31 protein-coding genes are annotated in these 18,208 nt (G+C 37.7%); 1 reads left to right on the top strand and 30 read right to left on the bottom strand.

Features of this window, described 5'->3' with window-relative positions:
• Window positions 1–42: 42 nt before the first annotated feature.
• The 28 genes from rplQ to tuf are packed head-to-tail and all read right to left on the bottom strand — an operon-like array spanning window position 43 to window position 14,208.
• Window positions 43–414 carry a 50S ribosomal protein L17 gene (gene rplQ, locus LKV13_RS02540; protein ID WP_229089035.1) on the bottom strand — a complete coding sequence of 124 codons (372 nt, stop codon included), beginning with the start codon at window positions 412–414 and terminating at the stop codon, window positions 43–45.
• Between the two features lie 16 nt (window positions 415–430).
• On the bottom strand, window positions 431–1,462 hold the full coding sequence (locus tag LKV13_RS02535) for a DNA-directed RNA polymerase subunit alpha (RefSeq protein ID WP_229089034.1): 1,032 nt from the start codon (window positions 1,460–1,462) through the stop codon (window positions 431–433).
• Window positions 1,463–1,474: 12 nt separating this feature from the next.
• On the bottom strand, window positions 1,475–1,864 hold the full coding sequence (gene rpsK / locus LKV13_RS02530) for a 30S ribosomal protein S11 (RefSeq protein WP_229089033.1): 390 nt from the start codon (window positions 1,862–1,864) through the stop codon (window positions 1,475–1,477).
• 27 nt (window positions 1,865–1,891) lie between these two features.
• Entirely contained in the window at window positions 1,892–2,269 is a 378-nt protein-coding gene (rpsM, locus tag LKV13_RS02525; RefSeq protein WP_229089032.1) for a 30S ribosomal protein S13, read from the bottom strand.
• Window positions 2,270–2,278: 9 nt separating this feature from the next.
• Window positions 2,279–2,392, bottom strand: a complete 114-nt coding sequence (gene rpmJ, locus LKV13_RS02520) for a 50S ribosomal protein L36 (RefSeq protein WP_229089031.1) — start codon at window positions 2,390–2,392, stop codon at window positions 2,279–2,281.
• Window positions 2,393–2,401: 9 nt separating this feature from the next.
• Entirely contained in the window at window positions 2,402–3,706 is a 1,305-nt protein-coding gene (gene secY / locus LKV13_RS02515; RefSeq protein ID WP_229089030.1) for a preprotein translocase subunit SecY, read from the bottom strand.
• A 12-nt stretch (window positions 3,707–3,718) separates the two neighbouring features.
• Window positions 3,719–4,156 (bottom strand): 50S ribosomal protein L15, encoded by a 438-nt coding sequence (rplO, locus tag LKV13_RS02510; protein WP_229089029.1) that lies wholly within the window; start codon window positions 4,154–4,156, stop codon window positions 3,719–3,721.
• Window positions 4,149–4,460 carry a 50S ribosomal protein L30 gene (rpmD, locus tag LKV13_RS02505; RefSeq protein WP_229089028.1) on the bottom strand — a complete coding sequence of 104 codons (312 nt, stop codon included), beginning with the start codon at window positions 4,458–4,460 and terminating at the stop codon, window positions 4,149–4,151. Before rpmD ends, rplO begins: the two co-directional genes overlap by 8 nt.
• A gap of 3 nt (window positions 4,461–4,463) precedes the next feature.
• Window positions 4,464–4,958 (bottom strand): 30S ribosomal protein S5, encoded by a 495-nt coding sequence (rpsE, locus tag LKV13_RS02500; protein ID WP_229089027.1) that lies wholly within the window; start codon window positions 4,956–4,958, stop codon window positions 4,464–4,466.
• 14 nt (window positions 4,959–4,972) lie between these two features.
• A complete protein-coding gene (gene rplR / locus LKV13_RS02495; RefSeq protein ID WP_229089026.1) occupies window positions 4,973–5,332 on the bottom strand; it encodes a 50S ribosomal protein L18 in 360 nt (119 codons plus the stop codon).
• Between the two features lie 17 nt (window positions 5,333–5,349).
• Window positions 5,350–5,892, bottom strand: a complete 543-nt coding sequence (gene rplF, locus LKV13_RS02490) for a 50S ribosomal protein L6 (RefSeq protein ID WP_229089025.1) — start codon at window positions 5,890–5,892, stop codon at window positions 5,350–5,352.
• A gap of 13 nt (window positions 5,893–5,905) precedes the next feature.
• Complete coding sequence (gene rpsH / locus LKV13_RS02485) at window positions 5,906–6,304, bottom strand: 30S ribosomal protein S8 (protein ID WP_229089024.1); 399 nt, start codon at window positions 6,302–6,304, stop codon at window positions 5,906–5,908.
• Between the two features lie 9 nt (window positions 6,305–6,313).
• Window positions 6,314–6,499 (bottom strand): type Z 30S ribosomal protein S14, encoded by a 186-nt coding sequence (locus tag LKV13_RS02480; RefSeq protein WP_229089023.1) that lies wholly within the window; start codon window positions 6,497–6,499, stop codon window positions 6,314–6,316.
• 15 nt (window positions 6,500–6,514) lie between these two features.
• Window positions 6,515–7,063, bottom strand: a complete 549-nt coding sequence (gene rplE, locus LKV13_RS02475; protein WP_229089022.1) for a 50S ribosomal protein L5 — start codon at window positions 7,061–7,063, stop codon at window positions 6,515–6,517.
• 3 nt (window positions 7,064–7,066) lie between these two features.
• Complete coding sequence (gene rplX / locus LKV13_RS02470; protein ID WP_229089021.1) at window positions 7,067–7,372, bottom strand: 50S ribosomal protein L24; 306 nt, start codon at window positions 7,370–7,372, stop codon at window positions 7,067–7,069.
• A 9-nt stretch (window positions 7,373–7,381) separates the two neighbouring features.
• Window positions 7,382–7,750 (bottom strand): 50S ribosomal protein L14, encoded by a 369-nt coding sequence (gene rplN / locus LKV13_RS02465; protein WP_229089020.1) that lies wholly within the window; start codon window positions 7,748–7,750, stop codon window positions 7,382–7,384.
• A 27-nt stretch (window positions 7,751–7,777) separates the two neighbouring features.
• Entirely contained in the window at window positions 7,778–8,032 is a 255-nt protein-coding gene (rpsQ, locus tag LKV13_RS02460; RefSeq protein WP_229089019.1) for a 30S ribosomal protein S17, read from the bottom strand.
• Window positions 8,033–8,036: 4 nt separating this feature from the next.
• Window positions 8,037–8,237 (bottom strand): 50S ribosomal protein L29, encoded by a 201-nt coding sequence (gene rpmC, locus LKV13_RS02455; RefSeq protein WP_229089018.1) that lies wholly within the window; start codon window positions 8,235–8,237, stop codon window positions 8,037–8,039.
• Window positions 8,238–8,240: 3 nt separating this feature from the next.
• Entirely contained in the window at window positions 8,241–8,657 is a 417-nt protein-coding gene (gene rplP / locus LKV13_RS02450) for a 50S ribosomal protein L16 (RefSeq protein WP_229089017.1), read from the bottom strand.
• Between the two features lie 18 nt (window positions 8,658–8,675).
• Window positions 8,676–9,533: a 30S ribosomal protein S3 gene (rpsC, locus tag LKV13_RS02445; protein WP_229089016.1), complete on the bottom strand. Its 858-nt coding sequence runs from the start codon at window positions 9,531–9,533 to the stop codon at window positions 8,676–8,678.
• Window positions 9,534–9,536: 3 nt separating this feature from the next.
• Window positions 9,537–9,899, bottom strand: a complete 363-nt coding sequence (rplV, locus tag LKV13_RS02440; protein WP_229089015.1) for a 50S ribosomal protein L22 — start codon at window positions 9,897–9,899, stop codon at window positions 9,537–9,539.
• Window positions 9,900–9,904: 5 nt separating this feature from the next.
• Complete coding sequence (gene rpsS / locus LKV13_RS02435) at window positions 9,905–10,183, bottom strand: 30S ribosomal protein S19 (protein ID WP_229089014.1); 279 nt, start codon at window positions 10,181–10,183, stop codon at window positions 9,905–9,907.
• Between the two features lie 9 nt (window positions 10,184–10,192).
• Entirely contained in the window at window positions 10,193–11,026 is an 834-nt protein-coding gene (gene rplB / locus LKV13_RS02430; RefSeq protein WP_229089013.1) for a 50S ribosomal protein L2, read from the bottom strand.
• 21 nt (window positions 11,027–11,047) lie between these two features.
• A complete protein-coding gene (gene rplW, locus LKV13_RS02425) occupies window positions 11,048–11,344 on the bottom strand; it encodes a 50S ribosomal protein L23 (protein ID WP_229089012.1) in 297 nt (98 codons plus the stop codon).
• A gap of 21 nt (window positions 11,345–11,365) precedes the next feature.
• Window positions 11,366–11,995: a 50S ribosomal protein L4 gene (gene rplD / locus LKV13_RS02420; RefSeq protein ID WP_229089011.1), complete on the bottom strand. Its 630-nt coding sequence runs from the start codon at window positions 11,993–11,995 to the stop codon at window positions 11,366–11,368.
• Between the two features lies 1 nt (window position 11,996).
• Window positions 11,997–12,626, bottom strand: coding sequence for a 50S ribosomal protein L3 (gene rplC / locus LKV13_RS02415; protein ID WP_229089010.1), 630 nt, complete (start codon window positions 12,624–12,626; stop codon window positions 11,997–11,999).
• Between the two features lie 38 nt (window positions 12,627–12,664).
• Window positions 12,665–12,973: a 30S ribosomal protein S10 gene (gene rpsJ / locus LKV13_RS02410; RefSeq protein WP_229089009.1), complete on the bottom strand. Its 309-nt coding sequence runs from the start codon at window positions 12,971–12,973 to the stop codon at window positions 12,665–12,667.
• 50 nt (window positions 12,974–13,023) lie between these two features.
• Complete coding sequence (tuf, locus tag LKV13_RS02405; protein WP_229089008.1) at window positions 13,024–14,208, bottom strand: elongation factor Tu; 1,185 nt, start codon at window positions 14,206–14,208, stop codon at window positions 13,024–13,026.
• Between the two features lie 603 nt (window positions 14,209–14,811).
• Between tuf and LKV13_RS02400 the strand changes: the two genes are divergently transcribed.
• Window positions 14,812–15,141: a hypothetical protein gene (locus LKV13_RS02400; protein WP_229089007.1), complete on the top strand. Its 330-nt coding sequence runs from the start codon at window positions 14,812–14,814 to the stop codon at window positions 15,139–15,141.
• A gap of 93 nt (window positions 15,142–15,234) precedes the next feature.
• Here the strand turns inward: LKV13_RS02400 and LKV13_RS02395 are convergent, their stop codons facing one another.
• Together LKV13_RS02395 and murA are read right to left on the bottom strand one after the other, a co-directional pair.
• Window positions 15,235–16,596: an MATE family efflux transporter gene (locus LKV13_RS02395; RefSeq protein ID WP_229089700.1), complete on the bottom strand. Its 1,362-nt coding sequence runs from the start codon at window positions 16,594–16,596 to the stop codon at window positions 15,235–15,237.
• 282 nt (window positions 16,597–16,878) lie between these two features.
• Complete coding sequence (gene murA / locus LKV13_RS02390) at window positions 16,879–18,162, bottom strand: UDP-N-acetylglucosamine 1-carboxyvinyltransferase (protein ID WP_229089006.1); 1,284 nt, start codon at window positions 18,160–18,162, stop codon at window positions 16,879–16,881.
• Between the last annotated feature and the right edge of the window lie 46 nt (window positions 18,163–18,208).

Genomic DNA, 18,208 nt, shown 5'->3' with positions numbered 1-18,208 from the left:
ACATAACTCCTTAAAAAGGAAATACTTAATACGTAAAGACTATTACCCTTCTTTTGGGGTCTTATCAACTAGCTCAAGAATAGCCATCTCAGCAGCATCTCCATATCTCCGTCCTAGTTTAACAACCCTAGTATAACCGCCCTTTCGTTCTTTAAAAATGGGGGAAATATTGGCAAATAATTTATTAAGAATATACTTATCGTGTATAAACTTTGACACCTCTCTCCTATTATGTACACTATCTACCTTTGCCCTAGTAATTAACTTTTCAGCAAATCTCTTAACTTCACCCAACTTAGCTTTAGTAGAAGTTATCCTCTCATGTCTGAAAAGGGAAATTACCATATTCCTCAAAAGCGCTTTTCTGTGACTTGACTTCCTGTCTAATCTGTTAAATCCCACTCTAGTCTTCATATAAAACAGTTTCCTTTTACCTAGATATTTTATCGTTTTTGCTTAGTACTTTAAGAGCCTCTGTCTTAGCCATTCCTAAAAATAACCCATAAACACCAAGCTTTTCAATTATTTCCTCTAAACTTTTTTTTCCAAAGTTTCTTGCTTTTGAAAGCTCATCTGAAGTCTTGCTAATAAGCTCTCCCAAAGTTTTAACATTTTCCTTGGTCAAACAGTTCAAAGATCTGACAGACAAATCCAACTTCTCAATACTCATACCAAGCAAATCAGAATCCTGCAATTCAGGATTTCCAAAAGACGGTACAATTGAATCTTCAAAACTCACCAACGGAAGCAAAAATTCTCGCACCACAGAAGCAGCCTTTCTTATAGCATCATTAGCACTAATCACACCCGTTGTCCATATTTCCATAATAAGCTTATCATAATCAGAACGCTGACCCACCCTAGTGTCCTCAACGGAATACGAAACCTTTTCTATCGGAGAAAATATAGAATCAAGTGCAATAGTATTAACCTCTTCTAAATACTTCGCATTTTGCTCAGAAGAAACATAACCTCTTCCATAATTAACCTGGAACTCAAAATCTAAACTTGCATCACTTGAAAGCGTAGCAATGACCAAATCTCTATTTAATACCTCAACGCCCTCCCTTTCAAAATTAGCGGCCTTTAACACATTAGTCTCCCTGCCATTAACAGAAAAGCTTATCACCGTACTATTAATCCCCTTATCCAACTTTAAATGAATATTTTTAATATTAGCAATTACTTCAAGAGTATCCTCCACAACTCCAGGTATTAAATCAAATTCACTTGAAACAACTTTAGTCCCCCCCCCCTGGTTAGACTGAATCCTCATAGCAGATATAGCATACCCTTCAATAGAAGATAACAAAACCCGTCTTAAAGTATTTCCAATAGTAACACCAAACCCTTTTTCAAAAGGATATATTACAAATTTCCCATAGGAACCATAATCATCTCCTCTTAAAAACTCAACTCTATCAGGTATAGTAAAATCTTTCAAAAGTTTATCTAAAGACATCATCTCCTCCAATTAAACTCGTCTAGTTTTCTTAGGCCTACACCCATTATGCGGTATCGGAGTTACATCTGAGATTGATTTCACAACCATACCCGTTGATCCAATAGCTCGTATAGCAGACTCTCTACCAATTCCCGGTCCCTTCACAAAGACATGCACGTAATTAATGCCAAAATCTTTAACCTTGCCCAAAGCAGCCTCAGCAGTCACCTGGGCAGCATAAGGGGTTGATTTCTTAGCGCCCTTAAATCCCATGCCACCAGCACTTGCCCAAGCCAAAGTATTACCCCTTATGTCGGATACAGTTACAATCGTGTTATTAAAAGTAGCTTGTATGTAAACATTACCCTCTCCAATACTTCTCTTTACTTTTTTTCTGTTAGCCGATAATTTTGTACTCAATCTTCTCCCTCCATACACAAAACAACTCTATTTAGCGGCTATTTTCTTATTAGCCACAGTTCTTCGCTTGCCCTTTCTAGTTCTTGCATTAGTTTTAGTTCTCTGCCCTCTTAAAGGCAACCCCTTCCTATGTCTAAGCCCCCTGTAACACGCTATGTCCATAAGTCTCTTAATAGACATAGCCAACTCACTTCTGAGTTTCCCTTCAACGATATAATCACTTTCAACTATCTTCCTAAGTTTATTAACTTCATTGTTATCCAAATCCTTAGCCTTTTTATCTGGCGAAATATCCGTTTTTCTACAAATCTCTAAGGCTCTAGCTCTTCCTATGCCATAAATAGCCATAAGAGCTATTTGAAGTTGCTTACCATTAGGCAAATCTATTCCCGCTATTCTAGCCATTATGTCCCCTTATTTTTGTCTTTGTTTGTGCTTAAGATTGTCACAAATAATCCTTAAAACACCTCTTCTTTTTATCACCTTACATTTCTCACAAATTGGCTTCACACTTACTCTAACTTTCATAAATCACCCCTAAATTTTTTGCAAAAAAGCACTCCTTTTGTCATTTCCACAAGACACTCCCCGGGACTTTAAATAAGCATCAATCTGAATTAAGGTATCAAGAGCCACTCCCACCATAATCAGCAACGAAGAGCTACCCATAATCCTTGAGACATCGTACGGAAATCTGAAGATAGTCTGCACCAAAAATGGAATTATTGCAATAACAGACAAAAAAATAGAACCCGAAAATAGTGTTCTATTCATAACTCTATCCAAATAGCCTTCCATCTCATCTGCCTTTATACCCGGAATAGTGCCTCCATTCTTCCTGATATTGTTACTTATATCCTTTGGACTCAACTGTATCTTTGAATAAAAATACGTAAACCCTATTATCAAAACCACATTCAAAAGTGTATAAAAAAGCCCATTAGGTCTTAAATAAGACAAAACCTGCCTCGCGAGTGCAGAAGCCTCAGCAAACCCGCTCAAAATCTGCAAGGGCAAAGTAATAAGAACAGACGCAAAAATAACAGGCAAAACACCTGATGGGTTAAGTTTTATCGGCAAATATGAACTAACAGTATTCCTTGAATTTGCCCTAGCATAGTGTATAGCGATCCTTCTTTGTGCCTTATATTCATATATAATCAGTATTACAACAACAATAAAAACGCCTAAAACCAATACAACAAAAACAGGATTAATATTCTGAGATGGATCTCTCATGCCCTGAAACAAATTAAATAAAGCCGCCTGTAGCCTAACAACTATCCCTGAAAAAATTATCAAAGATACACCATTTCCAATTCCTCTCTGATTAATTTGCTCACCAAGCCATAAAAGTACGAAAGTTCCCGTTGTAACTGTTAAAATAGCAACAAAAATATACCTACTAAAAGGCATATTAAGTGCTCCTGGTATACTTCTAGCGTAAAGGCTGGTAGCGTACCCTTGAGCAAATGATGCAACAATAGTTAAATATTTTGTATACTTCTTAATCTTTTTCCTTCCACCGTCACCTTCTTGCATTCTCTTAAGAGAGGGAAAAGAATAAACCAAAAGCTGCATAATAATTGAAGCTGATATATAAGGCCCTATACTAAGCATAAACACAGAAAAATTGCTAAAGGCACCACCCGAAAAAAAATCAAAATAATTAGTGATTGAAAAATCTGACTGCGCCTTAAAATAACTTTTAAGAGCCACAGGATTTATTCCTGGTATCGGCAAATAAGAACCCACTCTAAAAATAAAAAGAACAGACAGAGTAAACAGAAACTTAGCTCTTAAATCCTTGATACTGAATAAGCTTAAAAACAAATCTTTCATTTCACTCCCATTCTAAATTAATTTAACATTACAGCCAATTTTTACCACAAGCTCTTCTGCAGATTTTGAAATACTAGAAACTTCAAAATCAACCCTCTTAGTAAGCTCGCCATTAGCTAAAATTTTAATATTCCTAGAATTCTTACCCACAAGTCCTTTCTCAAACAAAGTACCATGGTTCACCACATCCCCAGCCTCAAATTTTTTATCTATATCTCCAAGCCCCACAACTTCATACCTTAACCTATAATCATGATTGGAAAATCCTCTTCTGGGAAGCCTCCTATAAAGAGGAGTTTGCCCCCCTTCAAACCCAGGCCTTGGTGAATTATTCCTAGCTCTCTGTCCTTTTTGACCCCGACCAGACGTCTTTCCAAGTCCAGAGCCCGACCCCCTACCTAAAACTTTGCGTGCCTTATTAGCACCCAAAGGCCTCCTCAATTTAATCACCCTTCACCTCACTTATTAAAACCATATTAACCACCCTACCAAGCATCCCCTGCATTGACTTATCTAACCTATGCTCTCTTATATCCCCTATTTTCTTTAATCCCAAAGCCCTTAAAGTTCTAACCTTGTTATCTAACTTCCCAATCAAACTTCTCAAAAGCTTGACCTCAACACTAATGCCACTTTTAGAAATAATCTCTCGATTCTCCTTCATTCTCCTAATAAAAGCCCTATTCTTAACCCTAGATCTTGAAGCATTAAACCTACTCTTCTTAAGCTGAAGTCTTAATTTTCTCCTAATCATAAATCAACCCCACAAAGTTCTTAAAGTTTTTCCCCTTATCTCGGCCACCTTCCTACCATCCAAAACAAAATCAAATGCCTTAAAGGTTGCCTTCACCACATTCATAGAATTATTCGAACCAAGAGACTTGCTTAAAATATCATGTACCCCAACAGCTTCCATTACAGCACGAACAGGACCACCCGCAATAATACCAGTACCCTCCGTAGCCGGCTTAATTAAAACCCTAGCTTTCTTGAAATCCCCAATAACCATATGAGGAAGAGTACCCTTCTTAATAGGAACAAATCTTAAGTTTTTCCTAGCATTCGTCGAACTCTTCTTTATAGCATCACTAGCATCGTTAGCCTTACCAAATCCCCAGCCAACTCGTCCTTCTCCATCACCAATAACCATAAAAGCAGCAAAAGAAAACCTTCTACCCCCCTTTACAACTTTAGTAACCCTATTAAGTGATATTAACTTCTCTATCTGCTTCTTCTGCCCCTGAGCTTCCATTCTATTTACTCCTCCTAAACATCAATACCAGCTTCACGCAAGGAAGTTGCCAGACTCGCGATAAGACCATGGTACTTATAACCATTCCTATCAAAAATAAGTCTATTTATATTCTTCTTTCTAAGTCTATCCACAAGAACCTCGCCAAGCTTCCTCACATCGTCAACATTCTTATTTAACTTGAGATCTTTTTCAATGGTAGAAGCACTTGCCAGAGTATGACCCACCACATCGTCAACGACTTGAACATAAAAATACCTGTTAGACTTAAAAACAGTAACCCTAGGCCTTTCTGCAATTCCAAGCCCGATCCTACCCCTTATCCTCCTCTTGCGCTTTATGTTTCTTTTCTCAGCCTCTTTTATTTTTTTCATAAACACTCACCTAAAATTTATTTCTTTACCCCCGACTTTCCTACCTTACGTCTAATTACCTCATCGTCATACTTAATTCCCTTACCCTTATACGGCTCTGGCACCTTCAAACTTCTAATCTCAGCAGCTACCTGTCCAACCCTACACTTATCTATCCCCTCAACCGAAATTTTAGTATTACCATCAAGCTTAACGGAAACTCCCTCCGGAATCACATATTCAAACTGAGTTGAATACCCCAAATTAAAAAAAAGACTACCACCCTGCTGTTCTACCCTATAACCTATCCCATTAATAGTAAGGGATTTCGAAAACCCATCCGTTACCCCTTTAACCATATTGAAAATCAAACTTCTATAAAGACCGTGAAAAGCTCTTGTCCGCTTATCCTCAAAAGAACGCTCAACAACAATCTTATCACCATCAACTCTAACTCCAATACCACTCCCCAACACCTGACTCAACTTACCCCTCTTCCCCTCAACTGTTACCAAATTATCTTTAAAATCAACCCTAACAGAATCTGGCACCCTTATAGGGAGCCTACCAATACGTGACATTTACACACCCCCTTTACCAAACCGAGCAGATGAGCTCACCGCCCACCCTGCTATCTCTAGCTTTCTTTCCAGTAATAACACCCCTAGAAGAGGATACAATTAATATTCCATAACCGTTCTTTATCCTCGGCATATTTTTATACGAAGAATAAACCTTCCTGCCAGGAGTCGAAATGACATCTATTCTGTTTATAGCCGGATTTCTCTTACTATCATAATTTAACATCACTCTAATAGAAGGAATATTGCCTTTATCGAAAAAACCATAATCCCTAACGTATCCCTCTTCTTTAAGAATATCTAGAATTGATTTATTTATTCTAGACATTTTCAATTCCACAGTCTCGTGCCTAACTCTACTTGCATTTCTTATCTTAGTTAACATATCTCCAACTGAATGCGTAACCGACATAAATTCTCCTTACCAACTTGACTTTGAAACACCAGGAATTAATCCAGCAGATGCGTATCTCCTAAAGCACACGCGACACATCCCAAAATCCCTCATATATCCCCTCGGACGCCCACACAATCTACATCTATGATTTTGTCTCGTTCTATACTTTGGCTTTCGTAAAGCCTTAATTACCATTGACTTTTTAGCCATAAAACACAAACTCCTTCAACTGCTAAACGGCATACCAAACTTGGAAAGCAAAGCCTTCCCCTCTCTATCACTTAAAGCCGTTGTTACTATGGTAACATTCAAGCCAGATATCCTCTCTATTTTATCATAATCTATCTCAGAAAATATTATCTGTTCTGCTATCCCAAAAGAATAATTACCGTTGCCATCAAAAGCATTGCCATCAACCCCCCTAAAATCCTTCACACGAGGTAACGCCAAATTGATAAGCTTGTATAAAAACTCATACATAATATTGCCCCTAAGCGTGACCTTAGCTCCGATTTCTTGTCCCTGCCTGATTTTAAATCCAGCAATAGCCCTCCTAGCCCTAGTCTTAACGGCCCTCTGCCCAGTAATTTGACTAAGCTCTGCAACGGCTGAATCCAAAAGCTTTTTATTCTTAACGGCCTCACCAACTCCCACAGAAACAACTATTTTTTCTACTTTAGGAACCTGCATGATAGATTTATACTGAAACTCCTCAGCAAGCTCCTTCATAACGCTTTCTCTATAATATTTCTTCAACTCAGGCAAATAATTCATACGCTAAACATTCTCCCCATTCTTTTTAAGAAACCTCTTCTTCTTATCACCTTCAAATCTAAATCCCACCCTAGAAGCTACACCCCCCACAAACAACATCACATTCGAAATATCTATAGCTGCCTCTTTGTTAATTATTTTACTCTTTTCCTGAGGTGTTCTTGCTTTAACAACCTTTTTAACTATATTACAACCCTCAACGACGATCCTAGATTTCCCCCTATCTATGCTAATAATCTTGCCCGTCTTTCCCCTATCTTTACCACAGATAATTTTTACATTATCACCTGTTTTCAACTTCATCTTCATAACTATCCCCTATACCACCTCTGAAGCCAATGAGACAACTTTCATAAAATTGGCATCTCTTAACTCCCTTGCAACAGGCCCAAAAACTCTTTTACCTCTCGGATTCAAATTGGCATCAAGTATGACACACGCATTATCATCAAACCTAACATAAGTCCCATTTCTACGTCTTATTTCCTTCGAAGTTCTAACAACCACAGCCTTATGCACGTCCCCTTTCTTAACAGCAGAATTAGGAATGGCTTGCTTTACAGCAATAACAATCACATCCCCAACCCTAGCATACCGCTTCTTGCTTCCACCTATAACTTTTATACACTGCGCCAACTTACCACCCGTATTATCAGCAACCGTTAAATAAGTCTGCATCTGCACCATATTAATCTCCTCTAAAGAACAAAAAAACTACTTTGACTTTTCTAAAATTTCAACAAGCATCCACCTCTTTTCTCTACTAATAGGTCGTGCCTCAATAATTCTCACCTTATCTCCAACTTTTGATTCTTCTTTCTCATCATGAGCCTTAACTCTTCTGCTAACCTTTAGGTACTTATGATAGATGGGATGCATTCTCCTTTGAACAATCTCAACAACTATAGTCTTACTCATTTTATCACTAACAACCCTGCCAACCAGTTCTCTCTTATTCTCTCTTGCCATACAACTAAACCTTCCTAATACCTATTTCATATTCACAAATCATCGTATTAAGCCTCGCAATATCCCGCCTTATTTCCCTCTTCTTTAAAGGATTTTCAACATGCCCCACAACCATCCTAAACCTCAAATCCATATACTCTCTCTTCAACGCCAACCGCTTGGCTTTAATATCATCAAGAGACATGTCCTTAAATTTCTTTAACATATCTTACCTCAAATCCCTTCTTACAACAAACACAGTTTTAACTGGCAGCTTAGAACTAGCAAGCGTCATAGCTTCTTCAGCAAGCTCCCTAGCCACTCCAGCCATCTCAAACATAACAGTCCCAAGCTTAACAGGAGCATTCCAATGGTCAACGCCTCCCTTCCCCTTACCCATTCTAATTTCGGCCGGCTTTTTAGTATAAGGAATATCTGGAAATATTCTTATCCAAACTTTACCACCCCTCTTAACCCTACGAGTCATGGCAATACGAGCAGCTTCAATCTGCCTTGAAGTAATAAAGTTCGTCTCAAGAGAAATAAGCCCATACTCTCCAAAAGATATCTTATTCCCCTTCTGCGCCTCTCCAGTAAGCCTACCTCTCTGCCTCTTCCTATATTTAACCTTTTTAGGACTCAACATTCAACTCTCCTTAAGACCCTAGACATCAAAATCCTTCCTGTAAACAGAATCACCCCTAGGCTCAGACCCAGACCCAATACCCGATTTTCCCTCAGAAAAATTATCCTCATCCATGACTCTTCTATTCCTGTTATCCGGATTAATCCTGTCCTGAGACGCTCTGTTTCTCTCAAAATTTTCACTTCTTTCCTTTGCAAACTTTCTATTTATCACCTGACCAGCATCTGAATTAACTTTCCTTCCTAAAAGCTCTCCCTTAAATATCCAAACTTTAACTCCAATAACACCATAAGTTGTCCGTGCCTCAACAAAACCATAATCTATATCAGCCCTGAGAGTATGCAATGGAATTCTTCCTTCCTTAACTTCAAAACTCCTGGCAATTTCAGCTCCACCAAGCCTACCGGAAACTTTAATTTTGATCCCCTGAAGTCCCTTTGCAATAGAAGACGAGAGTGACGTTTTTAAAAGCTTCCTATAAGAAACCCTATTCTCAATTTGTCTTGCTATCCCATTAGCAATAATTTGAGCATCGAATTCCGGCTTCTTAATTTCCTTTATCTTAATATTAATCTTTTTAGAAATTTTCCTAGTCAATAACTGCCCCACCTTTTCAAGGTTGGCACCCTTGGCTCCAATAACAGAACCAGGCCTTGGAGTAGAAATTACCATCGTAACCCTTTGCAGATTATTTCTAATAATCTCTATATCGGAAATATCAAACTTAATACCCTTAAGATACTTCATTGTCTCCCGCCTTATCACAAAATCTTCATAAAGTATCTCCGAATACAATTTCTTATCAAAATACCATTTCGACTTCCAATCCTTATTAATCTTTATTCTTAAGCTATAAGGATGTACTTTTTGACCCATATCTTATTCTCCACTCCCCATCTTTTCATCAACCTCAACAAAAATATGACAACTTCTATTAATCAGTCTGTCGGCCCTACCTCTAGCTCTCGGCCAAATACTCCTACGCCGTCTCCCATCGTCTACCATAACCACTTTCACGATTATCATATCCTCAGAAAGATTTTTATTATGATACATGGCATTTGATGCTGCCGACCTAACTACCTTTCCCAGCAACCTAGCCCCCTTATTAGGCATAGAATAAAGTATCGCAATAGCTTCAATATAAGACCTACCCCGTATGTTGTCGGCTATAGGCCTTACCTTCTTTGGAGAAGATGGCAAATTTTTACCCCTTGCCGTATATCTTCTATTTACACCCATAACCCCTACTTCCTTCCCTTCTTATCTGATTTAGCATGCCCCCTAAAAATCCTTGTCGGAGAAAATTCACCAAGCTTATGCCCCACAAGATCCTCAGTAATATAGACAGGAATAAAAGATTTTCCATTATAAACAGATATAGTAAGACCCACCATATCAGGTATTATCGTTGAAGCTCTAGAATATGTCTTAATAACAACTCTTTTCTCTCTACCAGAAGCCGTCAAAACCTTTTGGTAAAGACTTTTCTCTATGAAAGGCCCTTTTTTAATAGATCTTGCCACTACAATCTCCTACTTATTTCTTCGCTTAACTATAAATTTATCTGAGTATTTCTTTTTCTTTCGAGTCTTATACCCCTTAGTAGGCTGACCCCAAGGAGATACGGGATGACGACCCCCAGAAGTCTTACCCTCCCCTCCACCATGCGGATGATCAACAGGATTCATAGCAACCCCCCTTACCCTAGGCCTCTTCCCAAGCCACCTACTCTTACCTGCCTTACCCGCAGAAACATTCATATAATCCTCATTCCCAACCTCCCCAAGAGTTGCCATGCATTTCTTAAAAACCATGCGCATCTCACCAGAAGGAAGCTTAACAGTCACATAATCCTCATCAGAAGCGAGTATCATGGCATAACTACCAGCACTTCTCACAAGCTGCCCACCCTTTCCAAGATTAAGCTCAATATTATGCACCATCTTGCCAACTGGAATATTCTCAAGAGGAAGAGAATTGCCACTCTTTATTGGAGAGTCTGGCCCACTTTCCAATGTATCACCAACCTTAATTCCTTTGGGCGCAATGATATATCTCTTATCCCCATCCCTGTAAACAAGCAAAGCTATGTTAGAGCTCCTATTTGGATCATACTCAACAGACGCAACTCGCGCGCAAACTCCAAATTTATCCCTTCTACCAAAATCAATCTCCCTATACCTCCTCTTATGGCCACCACCTCTTCTCCTAATGCTAATTCTTCCAGAAGAGTCTCTCCCAGCTCTAGATAACTTCCCCCTAGTCAAAGACTTTAAAGGATCATTACCCTTGCTTAAATCATCAAATGACAAAGTCGTCTTGTACCGCAAAGATGAAGTCTTTGGCCTATAAGTTTTAATACCCATATTTTTCTTTCTCCAAAACCACTAAAATATATCTATCCTATCTTCTTTTCTAAGATAGATGTATGCCTTTTTCCAGGAAGAAGTTTTCCCCTTACCAATAGGGTACCCCTTCTTTGACACCACCACCTTATTTCTGCTTTTAACATTGAGAACATTACACGATAACGGAACAACATTGAAAAGCTCTTTAACTGCAGCGCTGACGTCCTTCTTATTCGCCTGCTTTTTAACCCTAAAAGCATAAACATTTATACCTTCCCGCTGAACATTAGTTTTCTCGGTAAGCACAGGTGAAATCATTATATCATAAGCTTTCATAACTCATCCTCAACATTCCTCTTATTTAACATAAAACTCATTAAGTCCCCTAATAGCAGATTCAAGAGCTATCAAATTCTTGGCATAAAACAAATCAACAACTCTAAGTTTATCAAAGGACAAAACCTTCAAATCTCTAATATTCCTTCCTGCTCTCTTAATCATCTGATTATCATTTCCCAGCAGAACAACTGTTTTTCCATTATTTTTTGTAAAATTCTTTATTATCAAAACAAGCTCTCTCGTCTTTCCCGAATCGACAGTAAAATCCTCAACAACCTTAAAACTATCCTCTGCGGCCGCACGCAGGCTAAGAACAGATCTAAAAGCAAGTCGCTTAACCTTCCTAGGCAACCTATAGCTATAATCCCTCGGTTTTGGCCCTAAAGCTACGCCCCCACCAACCCAAACAGGATTCCTCTTAGTACCGACCCTTGCTCGCCCTGTACCCTTTTGTTTCCAAGGCTTCCTAGAACTACCCCTAACCTCAGACCTAGTCTTGGTTGAAGCCGTACCAACCCTGAGATTAGCTAACTCGTTTCGAATAGCATTATATATAGAACCATAACTAATATCAATATTAAAAACCCTGTCTTCCAACCCTATAGATCGAAGCTCCTGCCCTTCTTGAGAAAAAACTTTCCTTTCCATACTAAACACCCACTTTTTTTGCCTTTTTAACAATAACAAAAGAACCCCTAAACCCTGGCACGGCTCCCTTTACCAAAAGGGCTCTCCTTTCCTCATCGATAAAAACAATCTCAAGGTTCTGAATAGTCTGTTGAACACCGCCCATCCTACCAGCCATTTTAGTTCCCTTAAAAGTCCTAGCAGGTGTAGTGGCCTGTCCCGTGCCACCAAGATGTCTGTGAAACTTAGACCCATGAGAAGAAGGACCACCGCTAAAATTGTGCCTCTTCATAGCCCCCTGAAAGCCCTTACCCTTAGTAGTACCAGTAACATCCACATATTTAATTTCCTTGAAAACATCAAGCTTAATCTCATCGCCGGCATCATAACCCTTAAAGTCTCTAAATTCTATAACGTACTTCTTAGGTTCAATACTTTTCAAACCCTTATATTGACCTCTTACGGGCTTTGAAACCTTAAAGCTTTTAAGATCAACAGAACCCATAACAAGAGCATCATACCCATCCCTATCTACCGTTTTTTTCCCTATAACATAATTGGGCTCAAACTCTATCACCGTAACAGGCACCACAACTCCATCCTCTTGAAATATCTGAGTCATGCCCACCTTTCTTCCAATCAATCCCAACATTAAAACACCTCAAATTCATATACTTAACATCTTATCGCCTACTTGATATCCACTTCCACGCCCGCGGGTAGCTCCAATTTCATCAAAGAATCCATCAAAGCAGAAGTAGGATCTAAAATATCAATAAGCCTCTTATGAGTTCTCATTTCAAATTGCTCTCTTGATTTCTTATTAACATGAGGAGAACGCAAAACAGTATATTTCTTTATCTTTGTCGGCAAAGGAACAGGACCCTTTATTTGAGCTTTAGACTTCTGAACAGCTCTAACAATAGACTCAGCGCTCTGATCCAATATCTTAACATCAAAACTAAAAAGCCTTACCCGTATTTTATCTTTCGCAATCAATTTACTCTCCTATACTCTCTAGGGGACACAAGAGCATCCCTATTCCCACCCTATTCCAATATTTCAAGAATACGCCCTGAAGCAACAGTTCTGCCTCCCTCTCTAACGGCAAACTCAACATTCTTATCCATAGCTATTGAAGAAATAAGCTCAACAACAATATCAACATTATCTCCCGGCATAACCATTTCCTTTCCTTCCAAAGCTACCATACCCGTAACATCTGTCGTTCTGAAGAAAAACTGCGGCCTATATCCTGGGAAAAATGGCTTATGCCTCCCGCCCTCCTCTTTAGTCAAACAATATATAGATGCCTTAAACTTCTTATGAGGAGTAATCGTCCCAACAGCAGAAATAACCTGCCCTCTTTCAATATCCTTCTTATCGACACCCCTGAGCAAAAGTCCAACATTATCCCCTGCTTGACCTTGCTCAAGAATTTTTTGAAACATTTCAACGCCAGTCACAGTCGTTTTTTTAGTTTCTCTAATTCCAACAATCTCAACTTCTTGTCCAACCTTAATAAGGCCTCTCTCAATACGTCCAGTGGCAACAGTACCACGTCCAGATATAGAAAAAACATCCTCAACGGCAAGCAAAAACGGCTTATCAATGTCCCTTACAGGAAGATCAAAATAATTATCCATAGAATCAAGAAGTTCCTTTATACACTTTGTAGCCTCAGGATCATCAGGATTTGACATAGCTCCAAAAGCAGCTCCCTTGATTATCGGAGTATCCCCAGCAAATCCATACTTCTCAACAAGCTCTAAAACCTCAACTTCAACAAGTTCAACAAGCTCAGGGTCTGCCAAATCTAATTTATTCAAAAACACTATTATCTTCTTTATTCCCATTCTCTGTGCAAGAAGCAAATGTTCTTTAGTCTGAGGCTCAGCCCCACTATCAGACGCCACCAAAAGTATAGCAGCGTCCATCTGAGCCGCTCCCGTAATCATATTTTTAATATAGTCGGCGTGCCCCGGACAATCAACATGAGCATAATGCCTGTTTGCTGTCTCGTACTCAATGTGTCTAGCGTTAATAGTTATTCCCCTCGCCTTCTCCTCAGGCGCATTATCAATATCTTCATATTTAAGCGCCCTGACATCCTTATTCACTTTCGAACAATAAATACTAATAGCCGCCGTTAATGTTGTCTTTCCGTGGTCAACGTGCCCTATTGTGCCAACATTCATGTGCGGCTTTGTTCTCTGAAAAACTTCTTTAGCCATGAATTACCTCCTAAACTTATAACCCCAAATATTTACCCAGTTCTTTAAAACCCCTACCTCAAGGATTCCATCCCATTTCCCTAATAATATACAACAATTACAAAATAAATAGAACTACCATGCCATACACCAAAAGAATATCCCTTACTAGAAATTGACCCGACTTCCGTGTTTTTCTAAAAGAAATTCTCAATGACTCTGATAGTCTACAAATTATTCGACATGTAGTCAATAGCTCTAATATTTTATTCCAGTTACAATCTTATTTATATTAGATTAGATGAGATAAAAGATAAAAATAGTGACACACCATTTCTGTACGCCATATTTATGATCTATAAACATAGCAACTACTCTTCAAAGAAAGCAACCTCAACCACTTAAAGAATAACCCTTGAACACATTATTTACCTTTACTATTCCCATGTAACACATTCCGTATTATTATACAAGTCAGTGTAAATGAAGTGTAGAAGAAACCCTCCCCTTAATTATAGTTATTTAGTCTCTATTCATGCTCACTTGACTTTGATTGCTAACTACTTACAAAAGCTGTACTTAGTGCGAAATATATCAAAAATCATCACGATATTTGTTATATCTGTGAGCATATCGTGTATAAAAAATAAGCCTATAAAATCACAAAATATTACTAGAGAGCTTACCTACATTGTTAGCATAAATAAAAATACAAATAAAATTGAAATAATAAAATTCGAAACTGATAATAAGAGCAACTTAATAATTACCCTTAAAAACAACAGAAAAACAGATATAAAACAGAGCTCATTGGCAATTTTTAAAAAAGGCAATAAAACGGGCCACATAATCAAAGAAGGCCTTAGAGCGGGAGAGAGGAAAAAATTTAAATTGAATATCAAAGTCAATAAAAGAAAAAAAAACGTATTTCATATTTTCCTAAAACAAGATTGATAGATTAAACTTCAATTTTATGTGAGTTTATTATTATAAACTCACAATTTCAATACCACTGGGACATTTATCTAGTTATAACTGCTGCAATTATTAATTGCTTAGACTATGCGGCAACTTCAACCAGTATTTTGTAAGGGTAAAGTACAACAAAATTAAAAAAGCCGCATAATTTGATATTATAAAAGCGTAACCTAAAGAGTTTTCCATGACTCCAAAATACTGAAAAACAAGCACAGCCGGCAGACGAATAATCCAAAGACGAACGCAAACGATGACCATGACAAGTTTTGTAAATCCTGAGCCAATCAGCCCTCCAAAAAAAACTTGTTGCAACCCGTATCCGACAGTACCAATTGATGCTAATAACAAATAGTCGCTAGCATAGTTTAAAACTTCTAAATCACTTGTAAAAAAAGTCACAATAACTTCTCTGAAAAATATTACAACTGCATTAATTGTAAGTAATACTACCAAGGAAACAAAAAAACCCTTTTTTAAAGCATACCCTATTCTATCAACGTTTTTTGCTCCAAGATTTTGACCAACAATTGTAATAAGTCCAGTACCAATGCTCATCCCAGGGAGAAGCAAAAATGCAATAATACTATTTGTAAGACCGTAAGCGGCTAAAAATTTGGGGCTAATTTGGATCACAAGATAATTGAAAACCAAAAAAGAAAGAGATGTCATAATCTGTCCAAAAGCTGCTGGGAAACCTAAGTTGAAAATATTTTTCATAATAGCAACATCTGGCATAATATCTCCAACATTTATCTTAAATCCACGATTTAATCCATAAGTTAGAAGCAAATAAGAAAAAACTGTTACTAATTTTGAAAAAAAAGTAGCCCAAGCAGCACCAGCAATACCCAGGTCAAAATTAAACATTAAAATTGGGTCAAGAATGAAATTAATAATATTTGCAATTAAAATTATTATCATCGAAGTAATGGTTTCTCCTTGAGAATTTAATATGTATGTAATAGAAACACTTAAAAACATTACAGGTATCGCATAAGTTGTGACATAAAAATAAGACTTAGTGAGCTCCCTAAGCTCACCCTTAACGGACATAAAATCCAGAATAAAATCTATAGACAACAAAATAAAAACTGTAACAAACAAAGATGATATGAAATTTAAAAATAACAATTGTCCTGCATATTTTGAAAACTTAGAAAATGTCCCTTCTCCAATAGATTTAGACATAAATGATATGCTTCCCATAGCCATTCCCATAGCAAAAACCATAATAAGAAAATTAATAGGGCCTGTAAGAGATAGTGCGGCAAGAGGAACAGCGCCAAGTTTTCCCACATAAAACATATCTGTAAGCTCGTAGCAAGCTTGAATAATATTAGTTACCAAAATAGGAAAACTAATAGCTAAAAATACTTTATACAAATTCCCATGTAATATTAACTCTCTAATTTTGGTTTGATTTGTTACCATATGAAGTTCACCTTTCATCAATTCATCAATTATTGTTATTAAACCATAAAGCTTTTCAAAACAAGCCACCTAATACAACTAAAGCCACAAACAAAATAAACCGCTAAGCTATTAAAACTTTTGTGATCCAAAGAACTATTAAGAAACAAGAATAATCAAGAATCCAATATAACGTAGGATTACAGCCAATAACAAAAATTACTTTACATATATTTCCATCAATAACAAGCTCTTATCTTGTTTTCCCATCAAAAAATATTATCCCTCAATAAAACAAAGCTCCTATTCTTCTGAAACTTTCTTAATCCTTGCTCCTAGAGAAGTTAGTTTATTAACAACTTCTTCATACCCTCTTTCAATTTGATAAACATTTTGAATCTGGCTCTCTCCTTTAGCACAAAGAGCTGCAATAAGCAAAGACATACCCGCCCTGACATCAGGAGAAGATAGAACACTTCCCTTAAGAATCGTTTTCCCTGTAATCACTGCCCGATGCGGATCACAAAGGACAATTTGAGCACCCATTTTTATAAGTTTGTCTACAAAAAACATTCTCGATTCAAACATTTTTTCAAAAACAAGAACTGTCCCCTGTGCCTGAGTTGCAGTTACTATAACTATGCTCATAAGGTCTGTTGGAAAAGCGGGCCAGGGGCCATCATCAATTTTGGGAATGTGCCCCCCAAAATCCAATCTTACTCTTAAATCTTGTTTCTCCTTAACGTATATATTCTTCTCATCATAGTCAAAATCAATGCCAAGTTTTGAATACACATGCCTTATTAAAACAAAATGCCTAGGGTCGGCTTTATTAATCTCAAGTTCCCCGCCTGTTAAAGCAGAAAGGCTAATTAAGGAACCTACCTGCATAAAATCAGCCCCTATCCGGTACCTAGCTCCCCTTAATTTCTTAACACCCCTTATCTTAATAACATTAGAGCCAACGCCAGAAATACTAGCTCCCATAGTATTTAACATCTTGCACAAATCTTGCACATGCGGTTCACATGCAGCATTCATTATAACGGTCTCACCAGGAGCAAGAACAGCAGCCATTATAATGTTCTCAGTGGCAGTAACTGACGCCTCATCTAAAAACATTTCAGCTCCAATCAATTTATCTACTTCTAAAATAATACGCTGCTCGTCATCTATTAATACAGCACCAAGCTTACAGAACCCATAAAAATGGGTATCAAGCCGTCTCTTTCCAATCACATCACCACCAGGAGGAGCAATATTAATCCTCCCACATCTGGCAAGAACAGGACCGACAAATAAAATAGAGGCTCTAATCAAATCCGTTAAAGAAGAGTTCATCTCAGTCTTGGTAATATTTAAAACCTTAATTCTGACAATATTACCATCTCTTAAAACCTCAGCACCCAGATCCTCTAAAATCTTTAAAATAACTTCTACATCCTTAATGTTTGGAATATTTTCCAAAACAACCTCTTCATCTGTAAGCAGTGAAGCTACAATACAGGGCAAAGCTGCATTCTTATTACCACTAGCAGCTATTTTTCCACCTATTTTAAAACCGCCCTCCACAAGGTATTTATACATTACCCCACCTCCTGCTTGAACACAATGTTGATCTAAACGCCAATAG

The organism is Candidatus Borrelia undatumii (assembly GCF_020882015.2).
GTDB lineage: Bacteria > Spirochaetota > Spirochaetia > Borreliales > Borreliaceae > Borrelia.
The sequence above is the reverse complement of the archived record's forward strand: the minus strand, read 5'-3'. Positions and strand labels throughout refer to the sequence as shown.

Coding starts and splice junctions, on each gene's coding strand:
- secY (WP_229089030.1), bottom strand. CDS start 3,706: ATGAAAGATTTGTTTTTAAGCTTATTCAGTATCAAGGATTTAAGAGCT.
- rplE (WP_229089022.1), bottom strand. CDS start 7,063: ATGAATTATTTGCCTGAGTTGAAGAAATATTATAGAGAAAGCGTTATG.
- rplN (WP_229089020.1), bottom strand. CDS start 7,750: ATGGTGCAGATGCAGACTTATTTAACGGTTGCTGATAATACGGGTGGT.
- LKV13_RS02395 (WP_229089700.1), bottom strand. CDS start 16,596: ATGGTAACAAATCAAACCAAAATTAGAGAGTTAATATTACATGGGAAT.
- rplQ (WP_229089035.1), bottom strand. CDS start 414: ATGAAGACTAGAGTGGGATTTAACAGATTAGACAGGAAGTCAAGTCAC.
- rpsC (WP_229089016.1), bottom strand. CDS start 9,533: ATGGGTCAAAAAGTACATCCTTATAGCTTAAGAATAAAGATTAATAAG.
- rplP (WP_229089017.1), bottom strand. CDS start 8,657: ATGTTGAGTCCTAAAAAGGTTAAATATAGGAAGAGGCAGAGAGGTAGG.
- rplD (WP_229089011.1), bottom strand. CDS start 11,995: ATGGAAAGGAAAGTTTTTTCTCAAGAAGGGCAGGAGCTTCGATCTATA.
- rpsE (WP_229089027.1), bottom strand. CDS start 4,958: ATGGAAGCTCAGGGGCAGAAGAAGCAGATAGAGAAGTTAATATCACTT.
- rplR (WP_229089026.1), bottom strand. CDS start 5,332: ATGAAAAAAATAAAAGAGGCTGAGAAAAGAAACATAAAGCGCAAGAGG.
- rplW (WP_229089012.1), bottom strand. CDS start 11,344: ATGAAAGCTTATGATATAATGATTTCACCTGTGCTTACCGAGAAAACT.
- rpmJ (WP_229089031.1), bottom strand. CDS start 2,392: ATGAAAGTTAGAGTAAGTGTGAAGCCAATTTGTGAGAAATGTAAGGTG.
- rpsM (WP_229089032.1), bottom strand. CDS start 2,269: ATGGCTAGAATAGCGGGAATAGATTTGCCTAATGGTAAGCAACTTCAA.
- rpmD (WP_229089028.1), bottom strand. CDS start 4,460: ATGATTAGGAGAAAATTAAGACTTCAGCTTAAGAAGAGTAGGTTTAAT.
- rpmC (WP_229089018.1), bottom strand. CDS start 8,237: ATGTTAAAGAAATTTAAGGACATGTCTCTTGATGATATTAAAGCCAAG.
- rpsQ (WP_229089019.1), bottom strand. CDS start 8,032: ATGGCAAGAGAGAATAAGAGAGAACTGGTTGGCAGGGTTGTTAGTGAT.
- rplC (WP_229089010.1), bottom strand. CDS start 12,626: ATGTTGGGATTGATTGGAAGAAAGGTGGGCATGACTCAGATATTTCAA.
- tuf (WP_229089008.1), bottom strand. CDS start 14,208: ATGGCTAAAGAAGTTTTTCAGAGAACAAAGCCGCACATGAATGTTGGC.
- rplX (WP_229089021.1), bottom strand. CDS start 7,372: ATGAAGATGAAGTTGAAAACAGGTGATAATGTAAAAATTATCTGTGGT.
- rplB (WP_229089013.1), bottom strand. CDS start 11,026: ATGGGTATTAAAACTTATAGGCCAAAGACTTCATCTTTGCGGTACAAG.
- rpsH (WP_229089024.1), bottom strand. CDS start 6,304: ATGTCGGTTACGCATTCAGTTGGAGATATGTTAACTAAGATAAGAAAT.
- LKV13_RS02535 (WP_229089034.1), bottom strand. CDS start 1,462: ATGTCTTTAGATAAACTTTTGAAAGATTTTACTATACCTGATAGAGTT.
- rplF (WP_229089025.1), bottom strand. CDS start 5,892: ATGTCACGTATTGGTAGGCTCCCTATAAGGGTGCCAGATTCTGTTAGG.
- murA (WP_229089006.1), bottom strand. CDS start 18,162: ATGTATAAATACCTTGTGGAGGGCGGTTTTAAAATAGGTGGAAAAATA.
- rplV (WP_229089015.1), bottom strand. CDS start 9,899: ATGGGTGTAAATAGAAGATATACGGCAAGGGGTAAAAATTTGCCATCT.
- LKV13_RS02480 (WP_229089023.1), bottom strand. CDS start 6,499: ATGGCTAAAAAGTCAATGGTAATTAAGGCTTTACGAAAGCCAAAGTAT.